The sequence below is a fragment of the Adhaeribacter pallidiroseus genome (assembly GCF_003340495.1).
Classification (GTDB): Bacteria; Bacteroidota; Bacteroidia; order Cytophagales; family Hymenobacteraceae; genus Adhaeribacter; species Adhaeribacter pallidiroseus.
In genome coordinates, this window is record NZ_QASA01000003.1 from 16,126 (window position 1) to 36,501 (window position 20,376).

The 20,376-nt window shown below is 40.0% G+C and carries 23 protein-coding genes; 14 read left to right on the plus strand and 9 right to left on the minus strand.

From position 1 onward, the window contains the following. Positions 1-196: 196 nt before the first annotated feature. Complete coding sequence (locus tag AHMF7616_RS25820) at positions 197-1,534, plus strand: PhoPQ-activated protein PqaA family protein (RefSeq protein WP_158546268.1); 1,338 nt, start codon at positions 197-199, stop codon at positions 1,532-1,534. Between the two features lie 197 nt (positions 1,535-1,731). Here AHMF7616_RS25820 and AHMF7616_RS25825 read toward each other — a convergent pair whose 3' ends face one another. Continuing rightward, entirely contained in the window at positions 1,732-1,974 is a 243-nt protein-coding gene (locus AHMF7616_RS25825; RefSeq protein WP_115375887.1) for a hypothetical protein, read from the minus strand. A gap of 323 nt (positions 1,975-2,297) precedes the next feature. Between AHMF7616_RS25825 and AHMF7616_RS25830 the strand changes: the two genes are divergently transcribed. Further along, positions 2,298-2,987 carry a hypothetical protein gene (locus AHMF7616_RS25830; RefSeq protein WP_115375888.1) on the plus strand — a complete coding sequence of 230 codons (690 nt, stop codon included), beginning with the start codon at positions 2,298-2,300 and terminating at the stop codon, positions 2,985-2,987. A gap of 82 nt (positions 2,988-3,069) precedes the next feature. Here AHMF7616_RS25830 and AHMF7616_RS25835 read toward each other — a convergent pair whose 3' ends face one another. Continuing rightward, entirely contained in the window at positions 3,070-4,209 is a 1,140-nt protein-coding gene (locus tag AHMF7616_RS25835; RefSeq protein ID WP_115375889.1) for a hypothetical protein, read from the minus strand. 218 nt (positions 4,210-4,427) lie between these two features. Between AHMF7616_RS25835 and AHMF7616_RS25840 the strand changes: the two genes are divergently transcribed. The 3 genes from AHMF7616_RS25840 to AHMF7616_RS25850 all read left to right on the plus strand — a co-directional run bounded on the left by AHMF7616_RS25840 (position 4,428) and on the right by AHMF7616_RS25850 (position 6,976). Continuing rightward, positions 4,428-4,628: a hypothetical protein gene (locus AHMF7616_RS25840; protein WP_115375890.1), complete on the plus strand. Its 201-nt coding sequence runs from the start codon at positions 4,428-4,430 to the stop codon at positions 4,626-4,628. A 424-nt stretch (positions 4,629-5,052) separates the two neighbouring features. Next, positions 5,053-5,970 (plus strand): alpha/beta fold hydrolase, encoded by a 918-nt coding sequence (locus AHMF7616_RS25845; RefSeq protein ID WP_115375806.1) that lies wholly within the window; start codon positions 5,053-5,055, stop codon positions 5,968-5,970. Positions 5,971-6,604: 634 nt separating this feature from the next. After that, entirely contained in the window at positions 6,605-6,976 is a 372-nt protein-coding gene (locus AHMF7616_RS25850) for a nuclear transport factor 2 family protein (RefSeq protein ID WP_115375866.1), read from the plus strand. Between the two features lie 260 nt (positions 6,977-7,236). Here the strand turns inward: AHMF7616_RS25850 and AHMF7616_RS25855 are convergent, their stop codons facing one another. The 4 genes from AHMF7616_RS25855 to AHMF7616_RS25870 form a co-directional block, all read right to left on the minus strand. After that, positions 7,237-7,965 (minus strand): hypothetical protein, encoded by a 729-nt coding sequence (locus AHMF7616_RS25855; protein ID WP_147275804.1) that lies wholly within the window; start codon positions 7,963-7,965, stop codon positions 7,237-7,239. A 461-nt stretch (positions 7,966-8,426) separates the two neighbouring features. After that, positions 8,427-8,783, minus strand: a complete 357-nt coding sequence (locus AHMF7616_RS25860; RefSeq protein WP_115375892.1) for a hypothetical protein — start codon at positions 8,781-8,783, stop codon at positions 8,427-8,429. Between the two features lie 43 nt (positions 8,784-8,826). Next, positions 8,827-9,075, minus strand: a complete 249-nt coding sequence (locus AHMF7616_RS25865) for a hypothetical protein (RefSeq protein WP_115375893.1) — start codon at positions 9,073-9,075, stop codon at positions 8,827-8,829. Between the two features lie 234 nt (positions 9,076-9,309). Then, entirely contained in the window at positions 9,310-9,594 is a 285-nt protein-coding gene (locus tag AHMF7616_RS25870; protein ID WP_115375894.1) for a hypothetical protein, read from the minus strand. Between the two features lie 525 nt (positions 9,595-10,119). Between AHMF7616_RS25870 and AHMF7616_RS25875 the strand changes: the two genes are divergently transcribed. After that, positions 10,120-10,923, plus strand: coding sequence for a helix-turn-helix transcriptional regulator (locus tag AHMF7616_RS25875; protein WP_115375895.1), 804 nt, complete (start codon positions 10,120-10,122; stop codon positions 10,921-10,923). A 44-nt stretch (positions 10,924-10,967) separates the two neighbouring features. Continuing rightward, the gene (locus AHMF7616_RS25880; protein ID WP_115375896.1) at positions 10,968-12,392 is read left to right on the plus strand and encodes a serine hydrolase domain-containing protein; all 1,425 of its coding nucleotides are present in this window, start codon (positions 10,968-10,970) and stop codon (positions 12,390-12,392) included. 90 nt (positions 12,393-12,482) lie between these two features. Here the strand turns inward: AHMF7616_RS25880 and AHMF7616_RS25885 are convergent, their stop codons facing one another. Continuing rightward, complete coding sequence (locus tag AHMF7616_RS25885) at positions 12,483-12,782, minus strand: hypothetical protein (protein ID WP_147275805.1); 300 nt, start codon at positions 12,780-12,782, stop codon at positions 12,483-12,485. 111 nt (positions 12,783-12,893) lie between these two features. On the opposite strand from AHMF7616_RS25885, the gene AHMF7616_RS25890 reads away from it, so the two are divergent. Then, positions 12,894-13,136: a helix-turn-helix domain-containing protein gene (locus AHMF7616_RS25890; RefSeq protein ID WP_115375898.1), complete on the plus strand. Its 243-nt coding sequence runs from the start codon at positions 12,894-12,896 to the stop codon at positions 13,134-13,136. 55 nt (positions 13,137-13,191) lie between these two features. On the opposite strand, the gene AHMF7616_RS25895 is transcribed toward AHMF7616_RS25890, so the two are convergent. After that, positions 13,192-13,419: a helix-turn-helix domain-containing protein gene (locus AHMF7616_RS25895; protein WP_115375899.1), complete on the minus strand. Its 228-nt coding sequence runs from the start codon at positions 13,417-13,419 to the stop codon at positions 13,192-13,194. Between the two features lie 159 nt (positions 13,420-13,578). Between AHMF7616_RS25895 and AHMF7616_RS25900 the strand changes: the two genes are divergently transcribed. Next, entirely contained in the window at positions 13,579-14,205 is a 627-nt protein-coding gene (locus tag AHMF7616_RS25900; protein WP_115375900.1) for a hypothetical protein, read from the plus strand. A 1,135-nt stretch (positions 14,206-15,340) separates the two neighbouring features. Here AHMF7616_RS25900 and AHMF7616_RS25910 read toward each other — a convergent pair. Beyond that, positions 15,341-15,652, minus strand: coding sequence for a GIY-YIG nuclease family protein (locus tag AHMF7616_RS25910; RefSeq protein WP_147275806.1), 312 nt, complete (start codon positions 15,650-15,652; stop codon positions 15,341-15,343). 686 nt (positions 15,653-16,338) lie between these two features. Between AHMF7616_RS25910 and AHMF7616_RS25915 the strand changes: the two genes are divergently transcribed. The 5 genes from AHMF7616_RS25915 to AHMF7616_RS25935 all read left to right on the plus strand — a co-directional run bounded on the left by AHMF7616_RS25915 (position 16,339) and on the right by AHMF7616_RS25935 (position 20,135). Next, on the plus strand, positions 16,339-17,100 hold the full coding sequence (locus tag AHMF7616_RS25915) for a replication initiation protein (protein ID WP_115375903.1): 762 nt from the start codon (positions 16,339-16,341) through the stop codon (positions 17,098-17,100). Between the two features lie 56 nt (positions 17,101-17,156). Continuing rightward, entirely contained in the window at positions 17,157-17,426 is a 270-nt protein-coding gene (locus AHMF7616_RS25920) for a hypothetical protein (RefSeq protein ID WP_115375904.1), read from the plus strand. Positions 17,427-17,605: 179 nt separating this feature from the next. Next, a complete protein-coding gene (locus AHMF7616_RS25925; protein ID WP_115375905.1) occupies positions 17,606-18,364 on the plus strand; it encodes a ParA family protein in 759 nt (252 codons plus the stop codon). 60 nt (positions 18,365-18,424) lie between these two features. Beyond that, positions 18,425-18,688 carry a hypothetical protein gene (locus AHMF7616_RS25930; RefSeq protein ID WP_115375906.1) on the plus strand — a complete coding sequence of 88 codons (264 nt, stop codon included), beginning with the start codon at positions 18,425-18,427 and terminating at the stop codon, positions 18,686-18,688. 379 nt (positions 18,689-19,067) lie between these two features. Next, a complete protein-coding gene (locus AHMF7616_RS25935; protein ID WP_115375907.1) occupies positions 19,068-20,135 on the plus strand; it encodes an SDR family oxidoreductase in 1,068 nt (355 codons plus the stop codon). Positions 20,136-20,376: the final 241 nt, after the last annotated feature.

A 20,376-nucleotide genomic window follows, 5' to 3' on the forward strand; every position in this document is an offset into this window, starting at 1 on the left:
TCTAGACATAGTAATAATATTTTGTTTACTATTAAAAATACAAAAATTTCGTTTAATAAACAAATTACAAGTCATTATATTTCAGGTAATTAACGAAATATTTTACCAAAAAGTGATTGGATTTAAAAGCTATTGTTATATTAAAAGTAGACTCAATATTGATGTGTCTATGCTAAGCTCCTGCACAGTTACCATTATGAAAGCCAATAGGTTAAAAGGTTTACTCCTCCTATTACTAGTTCTAGGCACCTTTTATGGTTATGGTCAAAAGCAGCCTTTACGCATTCCGCCTAGTAATGCCTTACTCCAATATGTTCACAAACCAGATACTTCTTTTCACTGGCAAAACAATCAACCAAGCCTAGCTAGTAACGGGGTGTTTTATGAAGTAAACTTCCAGTCGCAAACCTGGCAAAGCATTCCCTGGAACCATAAACTTATCGTTTACTTTCCTACCCAAGCCAAACACCCGGCTACTATGCTCCTGGTGTTGCAGCATCTATATGACCAAGAAGCTGGTCTGGCTAGTTTGAAAGTGATCAGTGACTCCACCGGTACGCCGGCCGCGATGCTCTACGATATTCCCAATCAACCTTTATTCGAAGGCAAGGAAGAAGATGATCTGCAGGCTTATACCTTTTCGCAGTACTTAAAAACGGGTGATGAAAGCTGGCCTTTACTATTTCCTATGGTGAAAAGTGTGGTGCGCGCCATGGATGTGGTACAACTATTAGCCAAGCAGCAAAAACAACTGGCCGTAACTGATTTTATCATCGCCGGTCACTCGAAGCGGGGACATACTACTTGGTTAACGGCGGCAGCTGATAAACGCGTAAAAGGAATTATTCCCATCGCCATTGATATCTTAAACTCAAAGGCGCAATTACCCCACCATTTAGAAGCCTTTGGTGCCTACAGCACACCTTCGCAAACCACAACGGATTTGCTTAAAGAACTCCAACAGCCCCGCGGACAACGTTTGATTCAAATGGTGGACGCGTATTCTTACCGGGAGCAGCTCTTAATACCTAAGTTAATAGTTTCAGCCACCAACGATAACTTCTTCACCACGGATGCTTTAAACTTATATTGGCCCGGTTTAAAAGGACCTAAAGCAGTGCTTTATCTCTCGAATGCGAACCATGTCCAGGCCGATGCAGATTCGCGAATCAACGCCACCGCTTTTGCCTTTATCCGCGCTGTGGCCGCACATAGAAGTTTACCGCCCTTGATTTGGCAGTACCGGCCAGACAATGATCGTATTCGGTTAGAGATCCGAACCGATAAGCGAGCCACGAAAGCCCAATTATGGATTAGTAGGGCCAAAACAAAGGATTTTCGGCAAGCGGTGTGGAGCTCTCAACCTATCACGCAAATAAGTAGAGCGAAGGGAGATCAAGGATCTATTTACACCGTCGAAGTACCCCGACCAGATAGTGGATATACGGCCATTTTCGGGGAAGTGGAATTTATAGAGGATGGACATTCGTTTTTACTTTCTACCCAAACTCACATCAGTTCATCTGGTAGATAAATGATTACATTATAATAGTAAAAAGTTGAAACTTACTTATTCTGTTGAACATAATAGTAGTTATTGAGACAAATATTGTAGTTAGCTTTTACCTTTAGTATTGATTCGGAAGATTATCCGGATAAGAAGTACTAAGAATTCGTTATAAGACCGAATACCACTTTTTGCTGTACTCGGTCTTATGATTAGCCTAAGGCTTAGGCATTTTCCTGCTCCCCTTCAGCTTCCTTTTTCCTACGGCCACGATAGCCCCCTCTTTTCTTTATCTTCAGCTGACCTGAGCGAGCTTGATTGACCAGACTCTCTAACTCGCCTAAGCCTTCCTTCTGACCAGCTACGTAACGCTCCAGACTAGTGGTTAAGGCTTCTAAGAGTTCTTTGTTTTGTTGCGCTTCCTGCAAGGTTTGTACTATTTCACTGATGTTTGCTTCTTTGGCCATTGATTTGAATTTTATTCTGCATCAAATATATCTAGAGGAGTCTAGAAAACAGCAACATTCTTCTTAAAACAAGACAGCAATTCTAGTGTACCAGGTAACATTCGTATCGGTAATAGAATATAGAGAGGACGCTGGTATTTTACATAAATCAGGATGAATTCATTAGGCAGAAAACGACCGTTTTCTGAATGGAACAAACTTTAATTTCCCCTTTTAAGGTAAATCAATAATACTATAAACAGCTATAAAAGGCTATTTGTAACAGCATCACTATTTCTTTTACAGTTATACCAATTTTTCAATCATATTTCAGAACTGAACGAATGCAAAAAATTACAATTAAGGAATTAATAGATTTCAGAAGAAGATCAGAAAGGAGCAAAAAAAACTTTGCTTTTAAATTGAAAAACAGAGAAGCCAAAGTTAAAAGTGAAACCAATGGCGAAGAAGGTGGCGGTGATTATTGGGTTACCAGTACCAGTTGTATTTATAATGTTTTTAAATCTGATAATGCGGAACTGTACGATGCTAAAATAAACGAATTAAGAGCAAAACTAGAAGGATCCAAAGATATACGGATTAAGGCCATGTATCAACGGAACATAGATATCCTTCTTAGTTTTAAAGAATTTGATTTTCAAGAATTCAAACCTTCCAGTGCCCCAAAATACAGGAAAGTACCCAAAGATCATCAAATAGTAACTATCGAGAATTTCCCTTTGTTCGTTAATCCAAGTCTTTTGTTTACTTATGAGAAGGATGATAAACAGGAATTAGGCGCCTTATGGTTGATCCCCAGACTTTATGGTTTTAGTAAACAAGAATTAGGCATGTTTTGCGAAATACTTTACAGATTACTAAAGAGAGATTACGCGGATAGTTACCAAATTTCTCAAGATAATTGTATTGCCATAGATACTTTTAATGCGCAAACCATATGCTACACGGATCTTGCAGAAGGTAGAATCCCTTTTTTGGTCGATTCAACCTTAAATGAAATTAAAGACTTATAAGCAATGACAGCTAACCACACCTAGATACTAACCAGTGACATCTTGTAGCTACCTAGAAAGTATAACTTGACTTATTTGTTTTTTAGGTAATAACGGGTACTTTCTTAATCGTTACTAAAGGCTGCTTAACTATTTTACTTTCGTAGCGGGGTGTAACTGTTGGCTGTTTATACTGTTTTAGCTCGTATTTTCTCCGTAGAACAACAGTTACCACTTTAACCGTAACATTAATATCATTGTGGAAGTTATCATTATGCAACCCCAGGTAAAAGGTCCCCTGTGTGGGCGCTTCTTTCCGGCCATAGCCCGAGATACCATTACCGTGATCATAATAGCGAAAACCACCTTTATCAAAACTATTCATAAATATGGTAGCATTAGCCCGATCTGCCATAAAGTAATATTCCACGTTGCTACCCGCGTTTCCGGTGGGCAGAAAGGCTACTTGGTTCAAGGCCAATCCAATCAAAGGATGGCCCGTGACATTGGCTAAACTACCTAATGCTTGTACATAAGCCTTTTTGTTTGCTTCGAAGGCTAAGTGACCCTCTTGTCCTACCCCTAGCCAATAGGCCCAGGAGATAAGCTCGGTAGATTCTAAAGGAGCGGTCTTATTTTGCGGTAAATTAATTTGAATCACCGATTCGCTCGGCTTTCCGATGGTAGTTTCGGCGGCAACTTGTTCGACTCTACTAAATAACTCTTGCGCGAGGGTATCTACTTTGACTAGTTCTTTTTTCGTGTAATAAGTAAAAGTAGTATCATAGCGCGTAAGTTCTTGCTTGGTAACGGTAGTAAAAGTAGTATCAGTTACTTCTTTCCAAGTTACTTGGGTATTAAAGTTAATTGTGCTGGAGCTGGCGGGTTTACGATTAATTTTAACAGTACAAGCTCTTTGCGCAAGAGCGTTATTGGTAAACCGGAATAGATAAATTCCTCGTTTATTGATTTTGAGGCTTTTAGTAAAGGTAGATACCTGTAAGCCCGCATATTTTGTTTGATTGGGATATTCTATAATCTCTACTTGCTTAAGTCCTTTCTTGCTTAAGTCAACAAAATCAAAAACTAATTCATCTCCGGCTTCAAAACCATAGTAGTATTCTTTAGAACCCATTCCTGGGACTTTAACAGATAAATCCGCTACTTCTACGAGGGCACTTTGGGCTAATGTGGTGTTTTCAAAAAAGAATACCAGTAATAAAAGAGTAACCAGGTGTTTCATGAAGGAAGAAATTGAAGAAGAACTTAATTTTAAACATATAAAAAACACTATATTTTAAATTAAGTTCCACCTTTAAATATTTTTCCTTACCGGACTCGCTCATAGACTTTAAGTTCTATTCTGATTCGTGCTTCCGCGAATTAATGGCTAATCGCTACGAGAGCTTTTTCCTATACTATTTTGTCAGTAACGGTGCTGATAGTTAAACAATAAATAGTATGAAAATAGAACACGTAAATTTAATGCGAGCTGGATTTAAAAACACGCACAATGGATCCTTGTGGTTGTATCAGAAAGGAGAGGTTGCCGTGGGGATCTTGCGGGAAGGAGAATTCGATGAAGAAATAATTATCCTTGTTAAGGGTAACAAAAAAGAGGATGTTATATCCATGAACGAGTTAAATGCTTTATTCTTTTAACTAAATTCTTTCATAAATCATGTTATTACTTTTTCGTCTATCAGAACTCATCTCAAAAATCAAGAACACTTGTTGATTTCTAAGATGGTTTAATGAGAAAGTTATAAAGCTAAAAAGACCTGGTATAACCAGGTCTTTTGCATTCTCATTATATCGTCGTTTCACGAGACGATTTTGGTCAACCTATATCTGGACAAGACAGACAAAGCATGGCTACTTACCATCAAGCTAGTTAATAAACTAACATTGTAATTTTAAAGGAGAATAATGACTTAATAGGACCATCGTTTATCGACTGCAATAAAAAGACCCTTCCTAGTAATGGTCCTTCCCTGCGCTAATCAACGGCTACACCAACTTGACTGTCCCTAACTCCGTAAATAGTCCTAAGCTATTACGCCATAGCTCCTGATTCCAATATCTTATGGATATGCACTGCATTCGCCGCGGCACCGGTAAGCCGCTATTACTTATTCACGGAATTGGCGGTAGCTCGCGTTCTTGGCATCTGATCCTGGATGCCCTAGTTGAAGCGGGTCGGCAAGTTATTGCCGTTGACTTACCGGGCCACGGGGCTACCCCGGCCTTGCGAGGGGAAGTATCTATCCGTACGCTGGCGGATGCCGTTACAGATTTTCTGCAAAAACAGGATTTAATGGGTATTGATGCGGTAGGTAGTTCCATGGGTGCCCGCTTGGTACTAGAGCTAGCTCGACGCGGGGGAATAGTAGGCGCCGTTGTTTCATTGGACCCCGGCGGATTTTGGCGGGGCTGGGAAGTACCTTTTTTTTATTATTCAGTGGCTACTTCCGTGCGCCTAGTGCGGTTATTGCAACCGATAATGCCAACCCTCTTGGGAAACCCCATTGGCCGTACGGCCCTATTAGCTCAGTTTTCTGCTCGTCCCTGGCAATTACCGGCTACCTTAGTAGGCGACGAAATGCGCACTTTTGCCAGCTCCCCTTCTTTTGATGAACTCTTAGACCAATTAGCTCACGGAGAGCGGCAACAAGGGGTTCCTCCGGGAACCATTAAGCAACCATTGGTCATTGGCTGGGGCCGGCAGGACCGGGTTTGTCTTCCCCGGCAAGCAACGCGGGCTTTAGCTGCTTTTCCCGACGCTCACCTGCATTGGTTTAATGATTGCGGCCACTTTCCCCAGTGGGATGCCCCTACCCAAACAGTGCGCCTAGTGCTAGCAGTAATTAATGGTGAATTGCTATTGGGTGGTTTACCGGCCCAAAGCACTCAACGAACTTCTCCCCGTAAAGTATTCTTTAAGCTGGCAATTGGCCTGGTGTTAATCGCCAGCGTTATCGGGCTTTTCCGGCGAAAAACATAAGGATTTTTTTGTACAAGAACAAACGAGCAGTCCGTAGCTTTTCCGGCTTTAAATATCTTCCTTTAAGAATATACTTAGCCGAATACGAGGTAAGGACGCCGATTATCTACTTTTATTTTATACCGATTATAACTGCTGAAAATAGAAGGAGATTACTATACTTCTTAATTTTACATAATCAAGTTTCGCGGACTGCTTTACAAAAAGGTATACCCACTATTATATTCAATAAAGGTCGTTTTCTGTCTTTCGTTATATGTAAGGGAAAGGAAAACAAAGTAAAGGTCTGGCACTAGCAGTAGTTAAAACACCCGGAATAGCCCGGAGCTCCCGCTGGCCGCTGGAATTAGAAAAGCATTCACTAAATTGGCCAAAGAAGGAGCAAGAGAGCCGCCACTACTCCAGTAAAAAATTGGTTCGCAGAATAGGCCTTCGGCAACTCTCCATCCATAATGCAAGTAACCGGAATTACTTTAGCTATCTGCTAGTATTCATATTGGTATTCTAATAAAACAAAATGCGGAAACTGCCTTTTCAATAAATAGTTTAAGCTGACCGACCAGTGAAAAAAAGCCTGATAATCTTAGTCATCTTAGTAGTGTTGAATTCTTGTAACAACCAAATCCAACTAACAATGGACACTAAAAACATGGATGTAGTAAAGCAGTACTTTGAACATTTTAACAACCACGATTGGGAGAAGATGGCGGAAATGTATTCAGAAACAACTGCGTTTAAAGACCCTTCCCTTGGACAAGGAATTGTAAAACAGACGCGTGAACAGATTGCTCAAAAGTATAGTGAATTAAATGAAGCTTTTCCTGATTTGAAAGATGATGTTATCCAGGTATACCCATCAGGCGAAAACCATATTATTGTGGAATTTGTATCGAGCGGAACCGCGCCAGATGATTCTAAATTGGAACTTCCAATATGCACAATTTTTACAATTGAAAATGGAAAAATCGTTAAAGACTTTACCTATTACGATAATTTTGAAGAATAAAAAGCCGGCACATGATATCTAGGTAGGCCTATACGTAAGAATATGTAAAATGGCTTTATCCAATCTCAAGAAAACGGTCGTTTTACGAGACGATTTGCTATGAGACTTGTCCTAAGAAACGTTGACCCTTACTCCGCACCCTAAGAAAAAGATTGTTCCGTTAGTTTACATCCGTAGGGGTCGTGCTTGCTCACAGAAAAAGCTATTCCGACTACTCGCTTGCTGGTCAATCTGCTAAGCACTGGCCAGGTTAATCATACCTAAAATACAAAACCTACTCTCAGTCCAGGATTAGCATAGGCGCCTAAAGCAAATTGTCGGAAACCATTTACTTTATCTGCATAAGTAGTAATGCCATTTTCCTTAATTTCAATTTTTTTAGAAATTTTATATTGAATTCCATAGCCTAATTCCATGCCTACATAAAATCTTTTAACAAAATAATAATCTGCGCCCACAATTGCATTTAAGCCAATTTGCGAATACCCAGGTCTTCCATTAGGATTTTGATTATCATCTATATAGCCATTTTTAACAGAAATTTCTCTATCAGGCCCTGTATATTCAGATTTTACAAATGTGGAGGTGAAGCCAATTTCTGCACCTATATAGGGCGATAACTTTTTTGTTCCACTAAAATGTTTTTCGATTCCGGTAGTTGCACTCAATAGCCAAATACTTGTTTGGCTACTTGTAAGGTCAGTTAATAATGGTTCGTTATTTTCTGAATCATGAACAAGGTTAAATCCAAATCTTAAAGCAGTATTATCTGATTTAAAATATCTTGCTTTTACTAAGCCTATATAAGGTCCTAAACTAACTCCGGGGTTATTGAAGGTAAAACCTTCTTTCAACAAATTTAAAGTAAGTTCAGTGGTAATATCTCCTTTGAGAGGTTTCAGCGTGTCATCCTGGTTTTGCTCTGTTTGGGCTTGAGAAAAATAAAATGAGAAAAATAAAAGGGCTACTAATGAAAGCTTTTTTTTCATGAAAGTTTGTTTTGTATTGTTGGATGTAGAAATTATATCAGTCCAAAATAACGATAGTTTGTTAAAGAAGGCGTACAATGTTGTGAATTGAAGAAATAAAAAACCTATTAATGATGAACCGGTATCTTCAATCAGCCAACACGCTGTGATAGCATCCTGTACTGTCTGCTTGCGTGCTACTTAGGCTGCCTAGCGCCAGTTTGTTACTCTGGCTAGCAGTGATTAACTTTTCTCCTCTCTTGTAAATTAGGCTTTATGGTTAATCGCTTAATTGAAAAATAACTAATGTAACAAAACCCAGAAAACCAACCCTATTTAACATAACAGTCGTTATCAGAAAAAATGCTTTTCCAGCCGTCGGAGTGGGTTTATTATTGGCGCATTTTCTGGCACTTTTAAAGAAAGATTTAAATTACTCTTAAAAGTATAGCCGGTTCAATATAAAATTTTTTATCTTTTGATTAATCGAGCTTCTTGACGGGCATGTGATAAAGCGTAGTGGAATCCGGTATAACAGCCAGAATTTGAAATTTAATGGTAGAGTCCGGTTGCATAATGGGCATTTTCGTGGCTATACTCTTTTGCAACGGTACCTCTCCCTTTGCTTTCTGATCCCCTGATAGGTGCTGGCTGGTCACCCCCTTCTGTTGAAGACCTTTTAAGAACGCCGCCGGATCTTGGGCCAGGTAGTTATCGTGGAGTTCTGGTGTTTTCAGCTGGATGGATGGGAACCGCTCTATTTTCGGGGCAACAACCTGAGCCTTTGCCCCTACTAGGTTTAAGATTAGAAGCAATGCGAGTATGGTATATGGTTTCATGTTTAAGGTAGTTAGCCCAGAATCAATCTACTAATGTAAACTATTATCTAATTACATCCGGTAATTTTATTTTAGCCAGGTAAGGTGCCAGCAGTTCCAGGCTCTGAAAGCCGCGTACGTAATCCACCTCATTGCCCTGTACCTGGTAGTATACCTCAATAAAGAATTCGCTTAGGTGATACAGGGCTATTCGATGGCCTAAATGAAATCGATACGATAAGTAGGCGCCATGCTGCCAGGTCCAAGCCAGTCGTTCTTCTTGAGAGCCGCGATTAAAGTCATACAAGGTCATTCTAAAATCAGTTAACCCGGAAATAAAGAATACGATTGTCCATTAGAAAAGATGGCCCCTGCTACTGCTAACGACTGCTATCTTACCATTTACGTCTATTTCGTTTATGCTTTTGATAAGAAGAAGGCCACCGCTGCTGAATCCAGATTCTCAGAATATACCCCACAGCTAGTATACCACCCACCAGCAACGACCATTCCCACCCAGTTATCGAATCACTCATCAACTTGGTAGCTAGTCGGAATCCGGGATAAAATAACATTCCACCAGGATACGCGAATTAAGACGGGTCATAAACTCGGAACCTTCCGCCACATTCGGCAAAGTGATTTTAATTGTCGTAAATTCCTGCCGGATCAAATCGTCCGGGAAAACATTATCCTTGAGCTGCTCTACTTGTTTCTTTTTCAGATAAGGAAAAGAAAACAGCACGCTCTGCTGATCAATCTGCCGAATAAAGCGGCCTAAGGGCATGAGCCGCAAGGGTATTTTCAGCCATAATTCTTCTGCGATATCCATTCTTGCTCCTTATACGGCAAAAACCTGAAAATTGCCTAGGGGGAGAATAAGAATTATTTAACAGCTAGCTAAATAACTCTTGCTACGTTGCAGGCTGCTGCTACCCGCAGCACTTACCACTCCTCTCCCACTCTATTTTCAGCTTAGTTAAGGCATGTCTGATAAGTACACATTATGTAAAGTAGGGCTTGTTTTCCAAGAATTAATAAGAAAGGAGTGCTAGCAATTTAAAAGAAAGAGTATTAAGCAATCATTCTGAGGAGAAAACAATGGCATTAGCAACAAAAAACATGGATTCAGCAACAAAATATAGCGGGTGTTGCAACAAAAGAAATGCGGATTCCTTTGTTCCTCGGGAAGAGCGGTGCTCCTCTCCCACCTAGCCAAGACTTATAAGTACCTATATATTAAATTGGATAACAAACTAAATGTGGCCAGACACCCGCAAGTTTGCGCTAAATTAGTTATTTTACTAGCCAGAAACAGATTCATCCTTCTACCCTCCTAAAACCATTCAGAAAAGGTATGAGCAGGCTAGTACCTTTCCTGAAAGGACAATACTCCGGAAAAATAAATGATATTCATTACCTAGAAGGCTTGACGGTAGGAACGACGATCTACTCGCCCGAAACCGGCACCAGCTCCCTGCATTACCACCAAAACCCTCACCTGAGTTTGCTGCTGGGAGGAGGACATTTGGAAAAAAGAACCAAAACCGAATTTGCCCGACTACCAGGAGATATCCTGTTTTGCCACGGCGGAGAACCGCATCAATTTATCACCCAAGAATTTCCTTCTAAAAACATCAATCTCGAAATAGATTATTCCTTTTTACGGCACTACGACATCTCCGAAAGTAGCATTGATCAAGCCGTTTCCAAAAACGTAAACGCGAAGTTCTTAATCTTAAAAGCATATCGGGAAGTGCGGACCAAAGACTCCGATACGGAAACTTCCATCCAAATGCTGCTGCTTAGTTTAATGCAAGAATCCGTTAAGATAACAACGGGTATTCCACCTAAATGGACCGTCTTGCTTATGGAAATACTACAGGATAAATGGAACGAACCAGTGACCTTGCCGGAACTTGCTTCCCTCACCCAGGTGCATCCCGTTACCATCTCGAAACATTTTACCAGGTATTTTGCCTGTACCTTGGGAGAGTACAGGCGGAAATTAAAAGTAAACAAAAGCCTTGCTTTATTGCGAAATCCGCATCTTTCGTTAACGGACGTGGCTTTAGAATGTGGCTTTGCCGACCAAAGTCATTTTATCCGCATTTTTAAAGAAATGACGGGTTGGCTGCCGAAGCATTTCAAAAAATTATAGTTTTAAGCACGAGGCTAATCTCATTCTATTTTTAGTGCTTATTCATGGCCATCTTTCCCCCATTTCCAACAGCCATTAATGAACCCATGAAATCGTTACTCCTTCCGGTAGTCTCCTGCCTTTTGGCGCTTTTTCTTTTTACCTTTTCGTGTCAAGGTCCCGCTAATTTAACTACTAGAGAAAGACCCGTAGATAAGAATAAGCCACTGGAAAGATACGTCGATTCCCTGGCGCAGGCCCTGGTAGACAACTCCCAAATAGCCGGCATAGCCATTGGCGTGATGCGCCACGATTCGGTTCTGCTGCTAAAATCGTACGGCTACGCGGACCTGGAATTTGCGGTACCTATGCCGGTGAATGCTTCTTTCGAAATTGGGTCCATAACCAAGCAGTTTACCGCCGTGGCCATTATGCAACTGGTAGAAAAAGGTCTCTTGAGCCTGGATGATGATATTAGCAAATACTTGCAGATTAGCTTTCCCAAAGAAGCAATTACGGTTCGGCAGTTACTGCATCATACTTCCGGTATAAAAGAGGTGCGCTTAGGCGATATCCTTTATAGCCATTACTCGCGTGACACCGTCCTGAGCTTAATTGAAAAAGCTCGCTTCGATTTTAAACCCGGTACCGAGATGATGTACAATAATAAGGGCTATTTCTTACTCGGCTTAATAATTGAAAAACTGACCGGACAAACCTACGAAGAATATCTTACTAAAAACCTTTTTCTAAAAGCTGGCATGCAAAATAGCTACTTATCGGATCAAGAAAAGGTTATTAAATTACGGACGCACGGGTATAACAATGTGAGTAAAGATGGGAAACTAACCCGGGCCGAGCAGCCTTACTTTCGGTGGACTTTTTCAGCCGGCGCTTTATCTTCCACGGTGGAAGATCTGCTCCAATGGAATCAAGCCCTACACAGCAGTGCTAAGATTTTAAAACCGGAGACTTATCAGGAACTGATTCGGGTGGGCCGCTTAACGGATGGCACCGTATTGCGCTATGCCAAAGGATTACAAGTATTCCGGTACAAGGGTTACTCGGTAATTGGCCACGGCGGCTCAGGCAGTGGCATCTTGTGTGATTCCCGCTATTTTCCGGAACAAAAGCTAACTATTATTGTCCTACAAAATACCTACCGCCGGGCCAGTGAATCCGATATATCCTTACCGATTGCTGACCGGTTGCTTCCGGCTAAAAAAAAGGTAACCGACCAGTTTCAGGGTGATCTCTCCCTATATCAAGGAACCTATAAGGGCCTTTTCGATTTGAACGTCCAGGTGGTTGATTCGAAGTTAGTTATAAAAAGAAGCTGGCAGACTAATGGCGACACTCTAACCTATGTTGGCCAGCAGCAATGGGCTTTAGGGAATGATCGGTATTCTTTTAAAATAGAAAACGGGCAGGTAAAAGAGATTCATTGGGATCCTATTTCAGCCTATATTAAATTAAAAAAAGTCAAGTAAATAGAACTGTTACCCTTTCTTTAGCTCAACCATTTGTTAGACTCAATGCCCTGGAATGAAGTCTCATAACCAGTGTTATGATAAATAGAATTACCTTCGGATAGCTTCTAGCTCTTGATACAGGCGTAAAGCTAAATGATCTAGCTGCTGCTGGAATACGCCGATCTCTAATGCGGTAAACAACCCTAACTGTTCATTATAAAAAGTATATAACGCCTCGTCCTGCTCACTGTTGGCAAAACCCATCAACATCAGAATCACCCGGCCCAGATCACTTTGATAGGGTTCGGCCACAATCCCTAGTTGGTTCAAACCAGACATGAGCTTTTGACTTTTGAGCTCTTCTTTTAAGAGCAGGACAATCAAGGGAGCTGGAATCAGGGAAGTCATAGGGAACATACACGCGTTACTTTATAGAATAGTCCCCAAGATAAACCATTTTCTGCTGAATGGGAAGTATACTTCCTGTTTTATCTCTCCTACTTGCTTTACTTTTCCACCATGGAGAAACTCGCCCACGTCTTTGGCCGGGTACTGTACGACAAAAGACGGCAACAAGGCTTAACCCAGGAGCAGGTAGCCGAACGCTGTAACCTAGACCGCAAATACATTTACTTGTTAGAGAAAGGCAGGAATCAACCTTCTTTAGGGTCTCTTTTTGCACTTGCGGCCGCCTTCGAGATGACTCCCATGGCTTTAATTGCTGAAGTCCAGCAACGCTTAGCGGAGCATCCCACCGCCTAAGCAATGATCCTCCGGTAAGTTTTCAATTAAGAATATATAACTGGTGGTGGGGTGATTAACTTTCCCGGGGAAAGTCTACTAATTCTTTCAAAGGCATTTGCAAGGCCTCACTTAAGCTCACCAGCACATCCAGGGTAACGGTAAACTGCGCCTTCTCAATCCGGTAAATAGTTTGTTTGGCTAGATTCGCCTCGTCCGCTAAAGCTTGTTGACTGTAGCCCCGCTCTTGCCGTAACTTTCTTAGATGTCGGCCAAAGCTGCTGATCTCTGCTGGATTCTTCACTCCTTAAAGGTCTGGCTTCCCGGAAAATTATCTGTATACACATATGTTTACAAGCCGGATTTTGTTAGCTTTGCTGCTGCCCCAGCGGCTTCCTCGATCCTCCAGGAGCGCCGCCGCTAGAGGAGCTCTAAACTATTGTCGCATTTTAACACAACCCTTATGTTCCTTACCTTATTAGATACCCACAAAGGCCAGGAGATCGCCCTGGAAGTCACGGTCGAATACACCACGCCCGCCACCCACTTGTTACTGGTACTCGCCACGGTCCACGCTACGGATGAAGCCCCGGATGGCGCCGAGTCCCCGCCCTTTGGCCAATACCGCTTTAAAGCGTTGCAGCATCTGATGGGGGTCAAGTTTCGCCACGAGGGCAAACCTTACGCTTTAACCGTAGGCTTCTACTGGGAGAGTCAACAGCACGGCTTTGTGCCCGTGGTGCTGGATCAAGCGGGCAATCAACAAAGCCGCCGCTTTGCTACCGCCCCGAGCTTACTACTGCCCGAAGATGCGGTGAGCATGCTCCAGGAGTTTGAACAAATCTTTGTCCTCGACCGGCGCGAGTACCAGGCGGTCCAGGAATTAGGCCTGGAGCAGGGATCCTGGACCGAGTATGTCTCCCGGGTTTTGGAAGCTAGCCAGGTGGGGCCCTGGAACCGGGTCTATTATGATCTGACCATTGAAACCAAAGATACTTTTTCCTTAACGGATTTAGTGGACGAAGAACGCTTTTACGAATTTATGGCCGACCACAACTGGCCCCCGGGCGTCCCGCGAAGCGACAGCTAGTTTACCTCTCAGCACGGGATAACCAGGGAGAGGAGTTCGTCGGATCCGGTTTGTTTAGGCGAACTCCTTCTCTTTCAGATAGCCGTTTTTTTTAAGCGTGCCCTTGTGCCCGCTACGCCGCACGAGTCGTGGTAAAGCAGGGGATTGCGGCGGATTTTAGCAGCCTGCTATCTGCAACGATGGCAACATCAGTGACTTATCTGTTTACTCCCGGAAATAGGACGGCGGCAACGACGCCTATCGGATGGTGCTGGCGCTAGGAGCCGCTATTTTCGCTTAAAAAGGAGCGCTTTTAACAATGGCCGCTATAAAAATCTAATCTATTCCAGTTAAGGAGCGATAGATTTAAACCGTTTTTACCGCTTTCTCTCCAGCTAGGCCTCTCAGATATCCCTTTTTTACCGAATGCAATTGCGCCCTCACTGTAGCGCGGGACGTGGTGTTTAGCGGGAGAAAACCCGCCATTTTTGATGTTTCATATTTATTTATGTGACTGTCAATCAGTTATCTGTTTACCCCCGGAAATACTACCCTCCGAATGTCAACATAAATGTTGATATTTGCGGTAATTGCATTCTATTTACCCTGCAATTGGGTCTATTTTCCGCTAAATAGCCTCTTTTTTCGGATTTATAGTGGTTATTTTTCTGGGAAGTAGGACTCTTCTTACTACCTCCTTTTGCCGCCATTAGCCCGCGGACTTGCATCCGTAAATCTTAGTAATTGTAACAATATCCTCAACCAGCATTAACTACCTATTATGGCCTACTGCGAAAGGCTATGACGGCTCAGTTATCCGCTTTTTGGTGGCTGCAATTGTGCCCGCTCACTAGCGCGAAACGAGGTATTTACACGTTTACCTCTGGAAACAACCCACTCCAAAGCATACCTATCTGTACGGTTTTGTCCGAAAAGAATGCTTTCCTCTTTTTTACAAAACGGCAATGATCGCGTGGTTCCGCGCACAAGGCTTTTTGGATCTTTGGGATAACGCTAAACAGAAGGCTCTCTCCTAAGGCTCTCTCCTTCGATTAGGGAGACGGGTGGTAACAAGGCTACTTGTCAGCAGGTACTTAAGAGTAACTGGCAAATCCGTAAATTTTAACAAATTGAAACAACTCCTTCCCGAAGCAACTTAGCCAATTAAGTCGTACTGCCACCAGGTGTTATACTTGATATTAAGGGCCGGTTGCCAAGCTTTGATACAACGCTTCTCGTATTGCAGCGCTTCGGCTTTAATGGTAAACTCTTTAATATAGATTTTGGCTTTAGGCGTGATCTTGCGCCGGTGCTTCACCATGCGCCAGTAAAAGGATCCGGTACACCCAATATAAAGGGGCTTGAAGTTAGGGGATTGCGGATCGCCTTCAAAGATAAAGTAAACGATGTAAGTATGGGCCAGCAGTCTCCCCCTTTTAAGTAAATTCTGCCGGGTGTATCTTCTCATTTCCAGATGGAAAGCGTACCAATCTTCTAGCCGCAATTTAGATAACGTGATCATAATACATATAGACTATATATTTGGATACTATTATTCTATTAAAGAGTTACTTTTTAGTTATATATCTAAAGTTCATTAATTTTATATCATAGATATATGTACAAAATCCCATCACACATACATTACATAATTGTTGGTAAGTTACACATTATCAAAACACTACTTTATAGATCTGAACTCGTGTGTATATATAAATTTTAAAGATATATGTACAAAATCCCACTTCATCAACTTTGTATTTTCCTGTTCTGCTGCTAATTATTGTAAGTATTTAACTTTTTAAAGACATAATCTAATATTTATAAATATAATGAATGATAATCTTCTAATTCAATCATTATATTTATAAATATTATTTTTATTAATGCAAGATAACTAATTATAAATCAGCATATAAATCGCAAATATATGTACAAAATCCCTCAATATATGTACAAAATCCCTCTTACATATGTACAAAATCCCAAGTTTATGCCTACTGATATGTACAAAATCCCACTAAAATATGTACAAAATCCCAACCCATGTACAGAATCCCACATTTAGTCTGATATCATAAGTTTTATTTATATCTTCAGATATATGTACTATATTTATTGTTAGTACATATATCTGCTAAGATTATTTAACACATGAGTAATATTATAACAGTTCCGCTAAAGCATCCCAACAAAATTATAACTCAAAGTAATAGTTTGATAAACAGTTGCTTTGACATTCCAACTGTTCAACTAAGGGCCTTCTTGTACGCTTTAAGCCACATTAGTAAGGATGATAAAGAATTAACACATGTTAGAATTCCGGTTGATGTGTTACATGCTTCTAAAGGAGGAAGAAATTACAGGCAAGTCAAAAAACTTGTGACTGAATTACAAGATATAAAGTTTAAGATTGAAAATACTTTCATTAATAAGGACGGTATTGAGAAGAGAGTTTATAGAAGCATGGTTATATTTCCAACAGTTGATTATACGGAAGATAATAGGTGTTTAATAACAAAGATAAATGGCGATTTAGCTCCATACCTTTTAGATTTAAAAGGAAACTATACTCAAGCCGAATTAGAAAGATTATTAAACCTCAAAACAATTCAAGCATATAGAATATATATGTTTATAAAACAGCAATTATATAAAAGGAAGCCAGAGCCAATTAAGTATAAGCATCTACGATTGATGTTAGGATTAGATATTGAGATAGAAGAAGGTCAACCTGGCCTGTTTTTTAAACAAGAAAGTATTATAACAGTAAAAACCCTTAAATACCCATTATTTGCTGAATTTAAAAGAAGAATTTTAGATACTGCAAAAGCCGAATTGGATAATACAGAGATGGCTTTTGATTATAAGATAAAAAAAAAGGACGGAATGTTGATACAATTACATTTGAGTTAATAAAGAAAGTAGCTATTAATCCGAGTAAAGAAGATAAAGAGCAAGAAAAACTTCCCTTGCCTGAAATATGGAAACGTCCAATGGAAAGAATGCTTGAATATGGTTTAACAAATAAGCAAATAGCGCATATTATGGACAGAATTCCTCCTGAGTATATTAAAGAATATTTGAATCCTGTTCTCTATCGCATTAATTCTGAAATAAGCTCAGGTGATCATATTAAAATGAAGAGAAATAAAGGACAACATTCTGTAATCTTAATTAAAGAAGCTTTAGGATTAAAATTCAACATATGGCAAAAGGAACAATCTGATGAAATAAACTAAACAATTATCTTTCTTCTAGTCACCTACTTAAATACAAATTTGCGTATTAATAAAGTTAATAATTTATTAATGTTTAATAATATAAATAAATTATTGTACATTAATAAAGTTAGTAGTTTGTTTATATTTAATAACATTAATAATATTGTGTATTAATGTTAGGTTATTAGTTATTAAATATGGCTAAAGTTTATGCAATTGTTAATGCGAAAGGAGGAGTAGCTAAAACTACATCTACCATAAATATTGGTTATGCTCTTTATAAATTGGGAAAAAAAGTTTTGCTCATTGATTTAGATGCTCAGGCAAATTTGACTTCAACAGTAGGTGTTAAAACAAATGAACTGTTGAACATTTCTGATGCTTTAATAGATGGATGTAAAATTACAGATATAGTACATAATGTTAGTGGGGTTGACCTAGTCAATTCTGGTCGTACTCTAATAGAGAGAGAGCATACAATATCAAATTCTGTAACAGGAGCTGTAAAGCTAAAATCTTTATTGAAAAAGATTAAAGATGGATATGATTATGTATTGATAGATTGTCCCCCATCATTAGGAATTTATACAGTATCGGCTTTAGTCGCGTGTAATTCTGTTTATATTCCTATGGTTGCAGAGCCCTATGCTTGGGATGGACTTTCAAGATTATTAGAGACAATATCTATAATAAAAGATGAAGAAATAAATCCAAGCATTGAATTAGGGGGCTTGTTTTTCACAAATAATTCAAAAAATGCTCAAACTATATTAGGTAAAACAATTATTATGGAGGCTAAGAAACAACTGGGTGATAAAGTTTTAAAAACAACTATACGCACCAATGTGTCTTTAAATGAATCTATTGCAGTCAAGAAAAATATATATGATTACGCACCTGAATCTAATGGAGCTAAAGATTATATGAGACTTACTAAAGAGATTATTAATAATTAATATAGTTTTAATTGTTAATAATTTATTAATATTAAATAAATTATTAACAAATTTTTAAGTATGGCAAAAGATAAAAAAGACTTTGGCAATGTACTAGGCAAACTGCATGGTAACAAACTTGATATGCAAGTACCAAAACAAGAAGATTCAGTAATAATTAAGAAATCAGAAAAAGTTAGAAAGCGAATTACCTTTTTTGTTGATGAAAGATTGGAACATATGATTGATATTGGAACCTTAGAAGAAAAGTACAGAAGCAAATCAGATTTTGTAGAACGAATATTAATGAATTATTTTAAAGATAAGGACTATATTAAAAGTTAATAATTTATTAACAATTTATAATTTATTAAAAGTTAATAAATTATAAATGAATCTTCTAAATGACATATTAGCTACTAATGTTTAGTTATTTACCCATATTTATACCATTGATATTACTTCTAAAAGTAATTTTCATTATTTATATTTATTTCAGAAATAATGAAAATACATTTCTTGAAACGAGCATTTACTGGAAAATTAGCCATTTTTATTTAACATAATATATACTTATAAGACTATTTAACCGAGTAGAAGTATAGATGCATTGGGTTCTTGCTTTATTCGCCCGTATTAGGCTTTGTTATCTTCAAACCGGTTAATTTTTCATCTTTTAGGAATTTATTAGAACAAAATCACCGGAAAAACGCTCAACTACTTTATGGAAAAGATAGCATTAGTAGTGGGTGCCAGTGGCATTACCGGCAGTAACCTAGCCGAGAAGCTGATAGCCCAAGGATGGACCACTTATGGCCTGGCCCGAAACCCGAATACCGAAATAAACAACTTAATACCCGTAGCGGCCGATTTGTTAAGCCAAGATAGTCTGGAGTCCGCCATGACAGACATTTCGCCTACGCACGTTTTTATTACCACCTGGATGCGCCAAGAGACCGAAGCCGAAAACATCCGGGTGAATAGTTTGATGGTACGTAACCTGCTGGAGGTACTCTCCCCCCAAAAATCGGTGCAGCACGTAGCTTTGGTAACGGGGCTTAAACATTATTTAGGACCATTCGAAGCTTACGCGAAAGCCGGAACCTTACCCGTAACGCCGGTTCGGGAGGAACATCCGCGGTTGGACATTGAAAACTTTTACTACGCCCAGGAAGATGAAGTGTATGCCGCCGCCGAGCGCGATGGTTTTACCTGGAGCATTCATCGCCCGCATACCGTGATTGGCAAAGCAATTGGTAATATGATGAATATGGGCACTACCCTGGCCGTTTATGCCAGTATTTGTCAAGAAACCAGCAGGCCGTTCCGTTTTCCTGGATCTGGCGCTCAATGGAATGGACTGTCGGATGTAACCGATGCCCGCATTCTAGCGGAACAGTTAATCTGGGCCGCTACTACGGAAGCTGCCCATAACCAAGCCTTCAATATCACCAATGGGGAGGTATTTCGTTGGAACTGGCTATGGTACCAACTAGCCGCTTGGTTTGGGGTAGAAGCGGCCGGCTTTGATGGGACCATCCACCCGCTGGAGGTTGAACTTGCTAACGATGGTCCGCTTTGGAAAGAGATGGCTGCCAAATATCACCTGAAGGAACCGGACCTGAACCGATTAGCTTCGGCCTGGCACACCGATTTAGACCTAGGTCGACCGATAGAGGTAATGACGGATATGTCAAAAAGCCGCCAACTAGGCTTTCTGGTTTACCAGGATACCCGCGCGTCCTTTTTTGATTTATTTGCGCAACTCCGGCAAGAGCAACTAATTCCTTAATAGCCCATTTTATCAGAGCTGGATGAAAGGATAAGGCAGGTACTTGTCCTTCCATCCAACCAAAAGGATAATCAAGGGTGTATTTAGGTATTCCTCTTAAAATACCAAAAATGCTTATATAAAGAAGCCCTTCTAGGAAGCCGGGAAGGGCATTTCTCTGATAACTGGTATTATGTTAAATAAAGGCTATTTTCTTGGTTTTATACTATTTAAACGGACGAAGCATAATATAAGTTCTCTT